The 13,709-nt window shown below is 53.1% G+C and carries 15 protein-coding genes; all 15 read left to right on the top strand.

Features of this window, described 5'->3' with window-relative positions:
• Positions 1–26: 26 nt before the first annotated feature.
• The 15 genes from ACTID9_RS13155 (at position 27) to ACTID9_RS13225 (ending at position 13,655) form a co-directional block, all read left to right on the top strand.
• Positions 27–455, top strand: coding sequence for a peptidylprolyl isomerase (locus ACTID9_RS13155; protein ID WP_441071823.1), 429 nt, complete (start codon positions 27–29; stop codon positions 453–455).
• Between the two features lie 139 nt (positions 456–594).
• Positions 595–1,269, top strand: coding sequence for a site-2 protease family protein (locus ACTID9_RS13160; protein WP_441071825.1), 675 nt, complete (start codon positions 595–597; stop codon positions 1,267–1,269).
• A gap of 56 nt (positions 1,270–1,325) precedes the next feature.
• Positions 1,326–2,093: a segregation/condensation protein A gene (locus ACTID9_RS13165; RefSeq protein WP_441071826.1), complete on the top strand. Its 768-nt coding sequence runs from the start codon at positions 1,326–1,328 to the stop codon at positions 2,091–2,093.
• Positions 2,083–2,670 carry an SMC-Scp complex subunit ScpB gene (gene scpB, locus ACTID9_RS13170; protein ID WP_441071828.1) on the top strand — a complete coding sequence of 196 codons (588 nt, stop codon included), beginning with the start codon at positions 2,083–2,085 and terminating at the stop codon, positions 2,668–2,670. The genes ACTID9_RS13165 and scpB overlap by 11 nt, the downstream gene beginning before the upstream one ends.
• Before the next feature lie 73 nt (positions 2,671–2,743).
• A complete protein-coding gene (locus ACTID9_RS13175; RefSeq protein ID WP_441071829.1) occupies positions 2,744–3,922 on the top strand; it encodes a D-alanyl-D-alanine carboxypeptidase family protein in 1,179 nt (392 codons plus the stop codon).
• Entirely contained in the window at positions 3,915–4,505 is a 591-nt protein-coding gene (locus ACTID9_RS13180) for a nucleoside recognition domain-containing protein (protein ID WP_441071831.1), read from the top strand. Before ACTID9_RS13175 ends, ACTID9_RS13180 begins: the two co-directional genes overlap by 8 nt.
• Before the next feature lie 12 nt (positions 4,506–4,517).
• Positions 4,518–5,051, top strand: coding sequence for a spore maturation protein (locus ACTID9_RS13185; RefSeq protein ID WP_441071833.1), 534 nt, complete (start codon positions 4,518–4,520; stop codon positions 5,049–5,051).
• Between the two features lie 104 nt (positions 5,052–5,155).
• Entirely contained in the window at positions 5,156–5,902 is a 747-nt protein-coding gene (locus ACTID9_RS13190) for a pseudouridine synthase (RefSeq protein ID WP_441071835.1), read from the top strand.
• A gap of 100 nt (positions 5,903–6,002) precedes the next feature.
• A complete protein-coding gene (gene resA / locus ACTID9_RS13195; RefSeq protein WP_441071837.1) occupies positions 6,003–6,536 on the top strand; it encodes a thiol-disulfide oxidoreductase ResA in 534 nt (177 codons plus the stop codon).
• Positions 6,537–6,549: 13 nt separating this feature from the next.
• A complete protein-coding gene (locus ACTID9_RS13200) occupies positions 6,550–8,199 on the top strand; it encodes a cytochrome c biogenesis protein ResB (protein ID WP_441071839.1) in 1,650 nt (549 codons plus the stop codon).
• 17 nt (positions 8,200–8,216) lie between these two features.
• Entirely contained in the window at positions 8,217–9,446 is a 1,230-nt protein-coding gene (ccsB, locus tag ACTID9_RS13205) for a c-type cytochrome biogenesis protein CcsB (RefSeq protein ID WP_441071841.1), read from the top strand.
• Between the two features lie 44 nt (positions 9,447–9,490).
• A complete protein-coding gene (locus ACTID9_RS13210) occupies positions 9,491–10,207 on the top strand; it encodes a response regulator transcription factor (protein WP_441071843.1) in 717 nt (238 codons plus the stop codon).
• A gap of 1 nt (position 10,208) precedes the next feature.
• Entirely contained in the window at positions 10,209–11,966 is a 1,758-nt protein-coding gene (locus ACTID9_RS13215) for an ATP-binding protein (protein ID WP_441071845.1), read from the top strand.
• Between the two features lie 33 nt (positions 11,967–11,999).
• The gene (locus ACTID9_RS13220; RefSeq protein WP_441071847.1) at positions 12,000–13,136 is read left to right on the top strand and encodes an HAD family hydrolase; all 1,137 of its coding nucleotides are present in this window, start codon (positions 12,000–12,002) and stop codon (positions 13,134–13,136) included.
• A 153-nt stretch (positions 13,137–13,289) separates the two neighbouring features.
• On the top strand, positions 13,290–13,655 hold the full coding sequence (locus tag ACTID9_RS13225) for a histidine phosphatase family protein (RefSeq protein ID WP_441071849.1): 366 nt from the start codon (positions 13,290–13,292) through the stop codon (positions 13,653–13,655).
• Positions 13,656–13,709 lie beyond the last annotated feature (54 nt).

Raw genomic sequence — 13,709 nt, forward strand, 5'->3', positions numbered from 1 at the left:
ATGTGAAAGCAAAGGGAGGTTTATCCATGAAAACGGCAAAAATCACGTTGGAAAACGGCAAAGAAGTAACGCTTGATCTGTTCGATGAAGCGGCTCCTGGCACCGTAGCCAACTTTGAAAAACTGGCAAACGAAGGTTTCTATAACGGCCTTTCTTTCCACCGCGTCATCCCAGGCTTCGTCGCGCAAGGCGGATGCCCTTATGGTACAGGCACAGGCGGCCCTGGCTACACGATCAAATGTGAAACAGCTGGCAACCCGCACAAACACGTAAAAGGTGCTCTCTCCATGGCACATGCCGGGAAAGACACAGGCGGAAGCCAATTCTTCATTTGCTACGATGCATTCCCGCATCTGGATGGCGTACATACCGTATTTGGCCAAGTGAGAGAAGGCATTGAGCACGTAGATGCCATCAAGCAAGGCGACAAAATGAAAGAAGTAAAAGTTCTCTAATCATCGTTGCGAGAATGGGTGAAGGCATCTGCGGCAAACAGCGGGTGCCTTCGCTGTTTTACGCAACGGGTTCCTGCTTGTTTCCATACGGAACTCTTGGTATGCTAATAGGTAGTCGTTTTTGGTCAGGAGGTTTTCCATGGATTTTTCCAACCTGTTTCATTTTGATTGGAGCACCGTTCCCTTTCGCATGATTGCGTTTGTGATTGCTTTTTCGCTCCACGAGTGGGCACATGCCTTTGTCGCCTGGCGGTTGGGTGACAACACGGCGAGAAATGAAGGAAGGCTGACGGTCAACCCGATTCCGCATATTGACCCGTTTGGATTGATTTTGATTTTGTTCGGGCCATTCGGATGGGCGAAGCCGGTGCCGATTAATCCGCTCCATTTTCGCGGGAACAAACGGTTGGGGATTGTGTATGTTTCAGTTGCCGGCCCGCTTGTTAACCTTGTTTTGGCGTTTTTGTTTTGTGTGCTATACATAGCGGTGAATGTATACGGATGGATCGATGGCTTTTCTGATAAATGGGCAGAGGCGGTTATTTATACGCTACGAGCATGTATTACCATTAACTGCGGGTTGTTTGTGTTCAATCTTCTGCCGATTCCACCTTTGGATGGATCGAAAATTTTCCGTTTTCTCGCACCTCGCAGCTGGGAGCCGTTTTTTTACAAGCTTGAAATGTATGGTCCATGGGTGTTGCTCTTGATGATTTTCATCCCGGGACTCAGTACCTATATTTTGGGGACGCCGCTCGTTTTGCTGTTGAGTGCGATTCAAGCATTAGCCTTGCGTACCCTTGGAATCGGGTAAAATGGGAACGGCAAGGAAAAACAGCCTTTACATAACCGCAGGAAGGCGATAGAAGCGTGGCATATTCAATCAAACTGGATTCATTCGAAGGACCGCTCGATCTTTTGCTCCATCTGATCGACAAAGCCGAGGTAGATATTTACGACATCCCGATCGCAGAGATCACCGAGCAGTATTTGGCCAAAATCCATGAGATGCAGGAGCTGCAGCTGGATGTGGCGAGCGAGTTTTTGGTCATGGCAGCGACGCTGCTCTCGATCAAGAGCAAAATGCTGTTGCCGAAAAAAGAAGAGCACGTATTCCAGCCGCACCTGGATATGGATGCGGATGAGATCGACCCGCGCGACGAGTTGGTCGCCCGCCTGCTGGAATACAAGCGGTTCAAAATGCTGGCGGAGGAATTGCGCGAAAAAGAAATCGGGCGCAACCAGATTTTTACGCGCCCGCCAGAAGATTTGAGCCCATATGTGAAAGAAGAAGAGAACACGATTAAAGACGTGACGCTCTACGATCTGATCGCATCGCTGGAAAAGCTGGTCAGCCGGCTGAAGGTGAAAGAGCCGATGGCCAAAGTGTCTCGCGACGAGATTTCCATCAAGGACCGGATGAAAGAAATTCGCCAGCTTTTGTCATTTGGCGGCGGGATGATCCGCTTTACCCAGCTGTTCACCAAAGCGGCGAACCGGACCGAGATCGTCACGACATTTCTGGCATTGCTGGAATTGATGAAAACAAAGCAGATCAGCTGCGTGCAGAACCAATTGTTCCAGGACATCATGATCATCGAGGCCAAGGGGAAAGGAGGGGAGCCGGGTGGATTATGATCAATTGAAAAGCGTCATCGAAGGATTGCTGTTCTTGTCAGGCGACGAAGGGCTTGAGGCCAAGGAAATCGCCGCGATCATCGAAGTGGATGAAGAAACCGCGATCGACCTTTTGGAAGACATGAAGGCGGATTTCCGTAGAAGCGGCAGGGGCATCCAGATCGTCGAGGTGGCGAAAGCGTACCAATTGACGACACTGCCGGAACATATCAGCTATTTTGAAAAGCTGGCAACCTCCCCGAGTCATTCCACCTTGTCCCAGGCAGCGTTGGAGACGCTCGCCATCATCGCGTACAAGCAGCCGATCACACGCTCCGACATTGAAGAAATTCGCGGCGTGAAATGCGAAAAAGCGCTGCAAACGCTGCTGTCCAAGCAGCTGATCCGCGAAACAGGCAGGGCGGAAGGGATCGGGCGTCCGATCATTTACGGGACGACGCGGGAATTTCTCGAGCATTTTGGTTTGCGGGAGTTGTCCGAACTGCCAGAACCGCCCGTTCATCTCAATATGGAAGAAATTCGCCAGGAAGCCTCCGCGCTGTTTGGCAAAGACGGAAACGACCAGTCACCGGAATAGTTCAGGTACTATCGGAAGCCTCGTCCCCATATACTTGTACAAACCACTGTATACAGGTAATGGGGAGGACGTTATGAAAGTATCGAAGCTTTTTTCCGGCGGACTCGTCGTTTTTCTTTTTCTCCAGCTCTTGGTTCCGATGCAGCGGGCATCGGCCAGTCCGAAGCCGCCATCGATTTCAGCGGAGGCGGCAGCCTTGATCGATGTCGCGTCTGGCCGCATCCTGTATGAAAAGAAGGGCGAGCAGAAGATGCGCATCGCCAGCCTGACCAAAACGATGACGGCGATCGTCGCCATCGAATCGTCCAACCTCTCGGATATGGTGACCGTGCCGCCGGAGGCTGTAGGGGTCGAGGGCTCCTCCATCTATTTGAAAAATGGCGAAAAGCTGACGTTGGAAGACTTGCTATACGGACTCATGCTGAGGAGCGGCAATGACGCGGCGGTGACGATTGCGACGCATGTCGGCGGCTCTGTGCCGGGCTTTGTGCAGATGATGAACGAAAAAGCGGCGATGATCGGCATGACCCACACGAATTTTATGAATCCGCACGGTCTGGACGATTCCAACATGCACTATTCCACCGCGGATGACATGGTCCGCTTGTCGGCCTATGCGCTGAAAAACCCGGTCTTCCGCCAAATCGTTTCGACAAAGGTGAAAAACATCGCATGGGAAGGGGAAAGCTGGGAGCGCCGTTTGCAAAACAAAAACAAGATGCTCAACCTGTATAAAGGGGCTGATGGCGTCAAGACAGGCTATACCAAGCTGGCAAAGCGCTGCCTCGCTTCCTCGGCCACCCGCGACGGCCGGCAGCTTGCCGTGGTCACGCTGAACGCGCCGGATGATTGGGACGATTCGATGGCCTTGATGGATTGGGGTTTTGCCAATTTTCAAACGACCCCGCTCATTCACAAAGGCGACGCGGTTCAAGGCGAGTTCGCAGGGATAAAAAACGAAGACCATTTGCGCGTGACGGCGCTCAACGATTTCGCCTACCCGCTGATGGACAGCGAAAAGAACCAGGTGCACACGAAGGTGCAGATGCTGGAAAAGGAATTGACCGCCAAACTGGTGGGCAAGCATATTGGGTTCGTGGAGTTTTACATGGGAGAGCAGCTCATCGGCCGAATTCCGCTCACGGCAAGCAAACAGGAGACTTCAATGGCGACAGTGGCGCAATCGGTTGAAGCCGGGTCGTTCTGGCGCGTGCTGTGGACGCTGATGATAGGGGGCCTGTGGGATGCTTAACGTCATTTGGCTCGCGCTGATCGTCGCAAGCATCGGGGTCGCCATGTTCAATGGACGGATCGAAATGATCAGCCAGGCGATGTTCGAGGGGGCCAAATCAGGGGTGACGGTATGCTTTGGCCTGCTCAGCATCCTCGCCTTCTGGATGGGAATCATGCGGATCGCGGAAAAGGCCGGCCTGCTGGAGCTTGTCGCCAGAGCCATGTCTCCGCTTGTGCAGCGGCTGTTTCCCGATGTGCCAAAAGGGCATCCGGCGATCGGCTACATCTTGTCCAACATGAGCGCCAATCTGCTTGGTCTGGGCAACGCTGCGACACCATTCGGCATCAAAGCGATGGAGGAGCTGCAGAAGCTCAACCCGGACAAACAGCGGGCGACACCTGCCATGTGCACCTTGCTTGCGATCAATACGGCAAGCATTACGCTCATCCCCACGACGATGATCGCCATCCGCTTTCAGTTCGGCTCGGCCAATGCGGCGGAAATCGTGGGGACGACCTTGATCGCCTCGTTTGCCGCGACGATCTTTGCCTTGGTTCTGGACCGCTGGTACCGGATGGTGCATAAGCAAAAGACGGGTTAAGGGGGGAGCGGCATGTACAAGATTGTCTCGCTTCTTTCCGTTTGGAGCATTCCGCTTTTGATCGCGTTTATATTGGTGTATGGCTATGTGCGCAAAGTAGCGGTGTATGAGACATTTGTCGATGGGGCAAAAGGCGGCTTGGTGACGACGATCCGGATCATGCCTCATTTGATCGCGATGATGGTGGCGATTACGCTGTTCCGCGAATCAGGAGCGCTCGATCTGCTGCTCGGTTGGATGGCGCCGCTGTTGAACTATATTCGCGTGCCTGCCGAGGTGGTCCCGCTCGCGCTGCTCCGCCCGCTGTCGGGGACAGGCTCGCTCGCGCTCGCTACCGATCTGATCGCCCAGTATGGGCCCGATTCGCTCATTGGCAGACTCGCCTCCACGATCCAGGGCAGTACGGACACGACGCTTTATGTGCTGACGGTGTATTTCGGCGCCGTCGGTATCCGCAACAGCTCCTATGCCTTGAAGGTCGGCCTCTGGTCAGACCTGTTCGGGGTCGTCGCTTCCCTGATCGTCGTTTACATGATCTTCTATTAAATTGCAAAATTCGACAAAACTTCCCAGCGAAATTGGGAAGTTTTTTCACGTTTCCTTGTCCAGCCAGGCAGAAATGGGTATGATGGTAAAGAGGTGAAACAACTATGGAACGCTTGCAAAAAGTGCTCGCCCAAGCAGGGGTGGCGTCGCGCCGCAGCTGCGAGGAATTGATTGTCTCGGGGCGCGTACAAGTAAATGGGGTAACAATCCGCGAATTGGGCACAAAAGTCGACCCCGCATCGGATGTCATTACCGTAGATCAGCAACCGATCGCTCGGGAGAAGCTGGTCTATCTGCTTTTATATAAGCCGATCGGCGTGATCACGAGCTTGGCAGACCCGGAAGGACGCAAGGTAGTGACCGATCTGTTGCCTGGCATTGAACAGAGGGTGTATCCGGTCGGGAGGCTCGATTACGATACGTCCGGCCTTTTGCTCTTGACGAATGATGGCGATCTGGCCAACCGGCTTGCACACCCTTCCTATGAGCTGGATAAAGTGTATCGCGCGCGCGTCAAAGGGAAAGCGGAGCCGGAAGAGGTCAAGATGCTGGCCAAGGGCATCATGCTGGACGACGGTATGACAGCGCCGGGGGAGGCGCGCATCGTCCACTATGATCCGCAAAAAGACCAAACGCTGCTCGAAATCGTCATCCATGAAGGGCGCAACCGGCAAGTCCGGCGCATGTGCGCAGCGATCGGTCATCCGGTGGTCACATTGGAGCGCATCCGCATCGCTTTTTTGACGATTGGCAAGCTGCGGCGGGGAGAATACCGCCATTTGACGCCGGAAGAAGTGCAGCAGCTGAAAAACAGCCTGCAAACGCGCAAACCGCGCCAGGTCAAATCATGAACCTAGCACATCGTTCAAAATCTGTTCAAATAATGACACGATAGAAGGAAAATTGTAGCGCTATAATAAAATCGGACATTCATTTTGACTGGGGACATAGATGATGGATAAACGGAAACGATTGTGGATGCGGGTGGCAATTTTAGGCGTCCTTTTAGGGGCGCTTGTGTTTGCTGTCTATTCGAGTTTTGCCAAAGACAACAAAGAAATCAAGATCGGCATGCAGGCTCCCAACTTCAGTCTGGAGCAGCTGAATGCGAATGGCAAGGAATTGAAGCTGTCCGATCTGAAAGGGAAAGGGGTCGTGCTGAACTTCTGGGGAAGCTGGTGTGAACCGTGCAAGGCGGAATTCCCGGAACTGGAGAAACAGTATCAGCGGTATAAAGCCGATGGCATTGTGATTGTGGGCGTCAACATCAGTGAAACACCACTGGCGATCCAGCAATTTGTTGACCAATATCGCGTCAGCTTCCCAATTTTAATGGACCGTCAATCCGAGATTACGCGCATTTACCAAATTGGCCCGATTCCTACCACGTTCTTCATCAATAAGGATGGGATCGTCCAGGACCAATTCATCGGCCAGATGAGCGAATCGACGATTATCCAAAAAATCAACAAAATCAAACCGTAAGCGAGGTAACAGCATGGACGATCGAAAGTGTGCCTGCGGACATCCGAATCCGATAGGCACCCAGCTGTGCGAATCGTGCGGGAGGCCGTTGGAAAGCGAGCTGGAACAGGCAAATGAAAACGCACCTTCTTTCCCCGACATGCGGTACGAGGGGATGGCGCGGCGGTCGCAAACGTATTCAAGCACAATCATAGACAAAACCTGGAATTTTTTCTCATCTGTCAAAGTCGCGATCTATATCATCCTCGTCACATTGATCGCGTCGGCGATCGGCACGATTTTTCCGCAAAAAATGTACATACCTGTACCGGTTCCGCTTGAAACCGACGTACAACATTTTTATGAAACGACATACGGTTGGCTTGGGAAAGTATACTATGCGCTCGGCTTCCACGAGCTTTATTCCTCCTGGTGGTTCGTCACGCTGCTGGTGATGCTGGGGACGTCCCTGGTGATTTGTAGCCTGGACCGGATCATTCCGCTCTACAAAGCGCTGAGCAAGCCGAGGCTGAATCAGCACGCGTCCTTTTTGCGCGGCCAGCGCATGCATGCGGAGGTTGCAGCGGCAGAGGCTGGCGTGTCTGATGACACGTTTGTCCAGGCGAGCGCCTTTTTGAAGAAAAAAGGGTACCGCGTGTTCCGGGAAGGCGATTCCTTGCTGGCGGAAAAAGCAAGATTCAGCCGATGGGGTCCCTATATCAATCATATCGGCCTGATCATATTCCTTGGCGCGGTGCTTGTCCGCAATGTGCCGGGCTTTTATTTGGACAATTTCATCTGGGTGCGGGAAGGGCAGACGGTTCCGGTCCCCGATACCCCTTACTATGTCAAAAACCTGAAATATACCACCGAGTATTATTCAGAGGACGAAATGGCGCAGAAGCTGGATCTGAAGGGACAGGTCATCCCGAAAAACTTCCAGACCGATGCGATTTTGTACCTGAACAAAAATGCAGGCTTGCCGGGAGCGAAGCCGAAGCTGGAAGAAGTGAAGCGCGGACCGATCATCGTGAACCATCCGATGGAATACGAGGGGCTGTTGCTTTATCAATCAAGCAGACAAGAGATGATGTTGGGAGCGCTTAACTTCGAGCTGCTGGACAAGCAAGCCGGCAATAAAGCCGTCGGATCGTTCAAGATCGACTTGTATGATCCGCCAAAGGAAGTCAAGCTCGATCATGGCGTCGTCATCAGAGTGCTGGATTATTACCCGGACTTTTTCATGGATGAAACGACGAAAAAACCTGCTACGAAAACAAGTATTCCGAACAACCCGATGGTGGCGTTTGAAGTGATGGCAAACGGAGCGGCCCCGGAGAAAATGGTGTACGTTTCCGGTTCGGTGATCACGCAGACGGATGCGGCGCGGTACACGCTTGATTTCCACAAGCCGGACCTGATCAACATCAGCGGGCTGAATGTGCGCAGGGATACCGCGATTCCGTACATTTATTTCGGCTGCGTCATTTTCATCATCGGGGTTGCGATGGGCTCGTACTGGCAGCATCGCCGGATTTGGCTGCAAGTGACGGATGCGCAGCTGCACGTGGCTGCCCACACGAATAAAAACTGGTTTGGCATCACCAAAGAATTGGAAGCGCTGACGGCGCATCTCGGCTTGCCCGTCACGTTTGAATTGAAAGCAAAGAAAAATAAAGAATAGAGAGGGGGCAAAAAGCTATGACTCTGCTTCATGTGAGCGACTGGCTGCTTGATATTGCCTTTATTTTATACTTGCTGTCGTCCATCTTTTTCATCGTCTCCCTTACCGGTAAAAAATGGTCGAAAGCGGACCCGATCGAAACGGAAATGCGCATCGGAAAGCGCGCCTACGTGCTTGCCATCATCGGTTTTCTGGCACATGCAGGCTACATCGTAACGCGCTGGATCGTTGGCGGGCACAGTCCGACCAGCAATATGTTCGAGTTCATGGCTTTCCTTGATTTCTGTATCATTTTGGGCTATTTGCTGATTTATCGCATTTACAAAATCAACGTGCTCGGCGCATTCGTCATGCCGCTCGGGCTGATCATGCTCGCCTATGCGTATGTATTCCCTCATGAGGTAACGCCGTTGATCCCGGCGCTGCAAAGCTACTGGCTGCACATTCACGTGACGACCGCTGCGCTTGGCGAAGGGATTCTCGCGGTCGGCTTCGCTGCCGGCTTGATGTATCTGGTGCGCACGATCGACCAGAGCAAACCGAGCAAAAGCACCTTTTGGCTGGAATTCGTCATGGCGGTTCTGCTGATGCTGGTCGGCTTCATCATCATGGAAAGCACGTTTAGCAAGCTGGATATGAAAACCGGCTTTGAATTCCCGCAATATGCGCAAGGAACCAAAACGGTAGAGAAAACATTGTCCGTGGAATACACCATGCCGGCGATCGTGGCTCCGACCGAGGCGACGATCACCAAGCCGGGTCCGATGCAGCCGCTGTTCGAAGCGCCCGGCTGGATGGAAGGCAAAGATGCGGCACGCAAGCTGAACACGATGATCTGGTCCGTGATTTCCGGACTTGTCCTGTACGGCCTGCTGCGCCTGATTTTGCGCAAACGGCTCGGAGCGGTGATGCAGCCTTCTCTGGCGAGCATCGACCCGGAGCTTCTGGATGAAATGAGCTATCGTGCAATTGCGATCGGTTATCCGGTATTTGCCCTTGGTGCACTTGTGTTCGCGATGATTTGGGCGGCGGAAGCATGGGGACGTTTCTGGGGCTGGGACCCGAAAGAAGTATGGGCACTCATCGTGTTCCTCTATTATAGTGCGTACTTGCACTTGCGCCTTTCGCGCGGATGGCTCGGGACCAAATCGGCCTGGCTCTCCGTAGTCGGCTTTGTCATCATTTTGATCACGCTCGTCGTAGTGAATCTGGTTCTAGTAGGCCTTCACTCTTATGCTGGTGTATAATAAGCGTATCGAAATACCATGTAAGGGAGAAGAAGAGGTGGCACATGGAAAAGACGCATAAGATTTTAGTGGTGGACGATGAAGAACGCATTCGCCGTCTGCTGAAAATGTATTTGGAACGTGAAAACTTTTTGATCGATGAGGCGGAGCGTGGGGAACAAGCGCTGGAAATGGCGCTTAACTCCGATTACGATATCATTCTGCTCGATCTCATGCTGCCTGGTATGGACGGGGTGGAAGTCTGCCAGCGCATTCGCGAGCATAAAGCGACACCGATCGTGATGCTGACGGCAAAAGGGGAAGAGATGAACCGTGTCCAAGGCTTTGAAGCCGGGGTCGATGACTATGTGGTCAAGCCGTTCAGCCCGCGTGAGGTCGTGTATCGGGTAAAGGCGATTTTGCGCCGTGCGTCGGCTACCGCGTACCTTAAGACCGATACGATCACCAGCCATTCCATTCTGGTATTCCCGGAGCTGACGATCGACCATGACGCGCACAAGGTGCTGGCGAGCGGGCAAGAGGTCAATTTGACGCCGAAGGAATACGAGCTGCTGCATTACCTGGCGCAATCGCCTGACAAGGTGTTCACCCGCGAAGAGCTGCTGAAAGATGTTTGGCATTACGACTTTTTCGGCGATCTCCGTACGGTGGATACTCATATCAAGCGTCTGCGCGAAAAGCTGAACAAAGTATCGTCTGATGCCGCCCAAATGATTTCGACCGTTTGGGGCGTCGGCTACAAGCTAGAGGTGCCGAAATAACGTGGATATGATGTTCCGCAGTGTTGTCGGCAAACTTTGGTTGACGATCATCGCGCTGTTTGCCTTTATTTTGACGCTGTTCAGCTTGCTTTTGGTGCAATCGTTCGACAGCTACTATTTTCGCAAGCAGACAGAAGGATTAAAAGCGATGACCGAGCAAATTTCGGTCAATTTGCAGCACGCGACCAACCAGGACAGCTATCTCAATTCGGCGTCCGCGATCGGCAAGGCGTATCATACAAGGATGTTTTTGGTGGATGAGAAGAAACAGCTGATTGCCAGCACGGAGCCGGATGAAAATATGCCGGATGTCACTTTGGAGCAGCTGTTGAACAGTTCGGGCTTGAAAATCGAGGAGGCGCTCGCAGGCAAGCACCCTGATCCCGAACGAATTAATTTTCCAAGCAATGCGAACGCGAAAGATCGGGTGCAGGTGCTGGCGGTTGCCGTGCCGCACCCGCTTTCGTCAGGAAAAAACGGTGCCGTGATCATGTATCAGGCGAGCGAAGATTACGATGGCACGGTAGCAGAAGTCCGCAAGCTGATTTATGTCGTAGGTGTCATCGGCTTCGTGCTGACGACCGTGTTCGCATTCTTCCTGTCATCGCGGATCACGTATCCGTTGCGGAAAATGAAAGAGACCGCCCATCGGATCGCGGAAGGAGATATCCATGCCGCGATTCCAACCCGGACGACGGATGAAATCGGTGAGCTGGCATCCTCGTTCAATACGATGGCAAGCAAGCTGAACAATCTCATTCGCGCGGTTTCAAATGAAAAAGAGCAGCTCTCGAGCGTATTGCGCAGCATGGTGGACGGGGTCATCATGATCAATGCAGAGGGCGAGATCGTTGTGACGAATCCGCCTGCAGATCACTTTCTTCGCGACTGGAAGTATGAACGGCAAATCCTGCCGATGCATGAGCTGTATCAACAGGTTGTCCGCTTTGCGCATGAGGTGTCGGCGGATGTGCCAATCCAAGGCCGCATCTGGCACGTCGTCATGGCGCCGCTTTACGATCAGGATCAAATCCGTGGGGCGGTCGCCATTTTGCGCGATGTCACCAAAGAGCGCAAAATGGATAAATTGAGAAAAGACTTTGTCGCAAACGTCTCCCATGAGCTGCGCACACCGCTGTCGATGCTGCAAGGCTATAGCGAGGCGATTGTGGACGGCATCGCTTCCTCGCCGGAGGAGCACAAGGAACTGGCGCAAATCATTTACGACGAATCGGTCCGCATGACCAAACTGGTAAATGAATTGCTCGATCTGGCGCGGATGGAAGCGGGGCATATCGAGCTGCATCAGGAAACGATCCGGCTGCGTCCGTATCTCGAACGCATTTTGCGCAAGTTCACGAACCTGGCACGGGAGCAGGGCGTCCATATCCAGCTGCAGGAAGACACGACACAAGAGATGTTCGATCTCGATCCGGACCGGATGGAGCAGGTGCTGACCAATCTGATCGATAATGCGCTGCGCCATACCCCGCAAGCCGGAGTCGTCAAAATCCGCGCTTATGGCGAGGATGAGCTGTGGCTGGAAGTGAGCGATACGGGCAGCGGCATTCCGGAAGAGGATCTGCCATTCGTGTTCGAGCGTTTTTACAAAGCCGACAAAGCGCGGACACGCGGCCGGGCCGGTACGGGACTTGGCCTCGCGATCGCCAAAAACATTGTCGAGGCGCACAACGGGACGATTAACGTGCAAAGCAAGCGAGGAGAAGGAACCACATTTACCATAATGCTTCCTAGATAGAGAAAGAAAAATCAATGGAATAGGGTGGAGACGATGATCAAAACAATTCTGTTTGATGTGGATGGGGTTATTTTGAGCGAGGAGCGTTATTTTGACGCCTCCGCGTTGACCGTGTGGGAAATGATTCACAGCGATGCGTACCTGGGCCTTTCTGGCGATGATTTTGATCCCGCTCCGCAAGAGCCGGTGATTCGCCGTGTGCGCGATACGGTATTTGACCAGGACAACGTGCTGGATCTGATCAAATCGCGCGGAATCAACAGCAACTGGGACATGGTGTTCCTCGCTTACGCCTATCAGATCATTCGTCTGTGCGAACGATTGCTGCCGGCAAAAGGAGCAGAAGTGAAGGAGTTGTTGCGCAATCAGCTGGATCGGGACGCTCTTGCGCTGCTGCGCGATTGGGCACGGCATGAGGCGGCTGATTTTGTCATCGATTACGCAGCATTCACCGACGATTTTGCCAAAGGAAACGCGCAAAAGGCTGAAATGTTGACATACTTGAACCAAATCGCGAAAGAGCGGATCGGCGTCGATACGCAGATGTTTTCGCGCAACAGCGACCTGTGGGAGCTGTGCCAGGAAACGTTCCAGGAGTGGTATTTGGGTGATGCGCGCGTGACGTCATCGATCGGTCGGGAAAGCTTCCAGAAAGGCAAAAAAGGGTTTCTGGCCGATGAAATTCCGCTCGTGGACCCAGCGAAGCTGCGCGAATTGCTGCTGCAGCTGAAGGAAAAAGGGATTACGCTCGGCATCGGAACCGGCCGCCCGACGATTGAAACGCACGTGCCGCTCGCAGAATTGCATCTGCTGGACGTCTTCGACCCGAATCGCGTCATTTCCGCCTCCCACGTGCTGGATGCGGAAACCTCGTACCCGGAGTATGCGCCATTGGCAAAGCCCCACCCATTCTGTTATTTGAAAGGGTTGGCCGGGCTCGATTCGGATGACAAAGCGGTTTTACTGCAAAAACTGCCTATCGAAAACCCGCGAGAGGTCTTGATTGTGGGCGATTCCCTCGCCGATCTTCTGGCCGCTCGCGCCATCGGCTGTCAATTCGCTGCGACGTTGACCGGATTGTCCGGTCAGGCGGCTCGTTCGACGATGGAAAAAGAGAAAGCCGATTACATCCTCAATGATGTGAGCGAAATCATGCAAATTTTTAACTGAGTTCAGACATGCCCTGTGGTTTTATGCCGCAGGGCTTTTTTGAGTCGCGTTAGAGCCGGCTTGGACCGTTCTGCCGAAGTTGGAAGGAAAGTGACATGCTTCCCCGACCGACATTGACCAACAGGCAAAAGAAAAGCCAAGGGGAGTGGAAGAGTGAAGGAATTGTTAATCATCCGTCACGGCGAGGACGATTCCGATTTGACCGTAGGTGGCTGGACAGACACCTGTTTGACAGCGCATGGCGTGAAGCAAGCCATTGCGACAGGCGAGCGGCTCGGTGCGTATCTTGGTTCAGGGACGATCGGATTTTATTGCAGTGATTTAAAACGGGCGGCCGAGACTGCGAACACGATCGGCGACATCATTGGCCAAAAACCCGTCATGCTTGAACGGCTGCGGGAAATGAACAATGGTGAAGCGGCAAACCGCACGAAAGAAGCGGCAAAAGCGCTAGAGCTGCCGATGACGTCACCGGTGCTCGAATGGATACCGTATCCAGGGGTAGCATTACGCGATTGACGATCAACGAATGGGGAGAACGAACGATCAGCAAATTGAACGAGACCGCGCATT

Origin of the sequence: Brevibacillus fluminis, assembly GCF_052072235.1 — a bacterium.
Lineage (GTDB): Bacteria > Bacillota > Bacilli > Brevibacillales > Brevibacillaceae > Brevibacillus_D > Brevibacillus_D fluminis_A.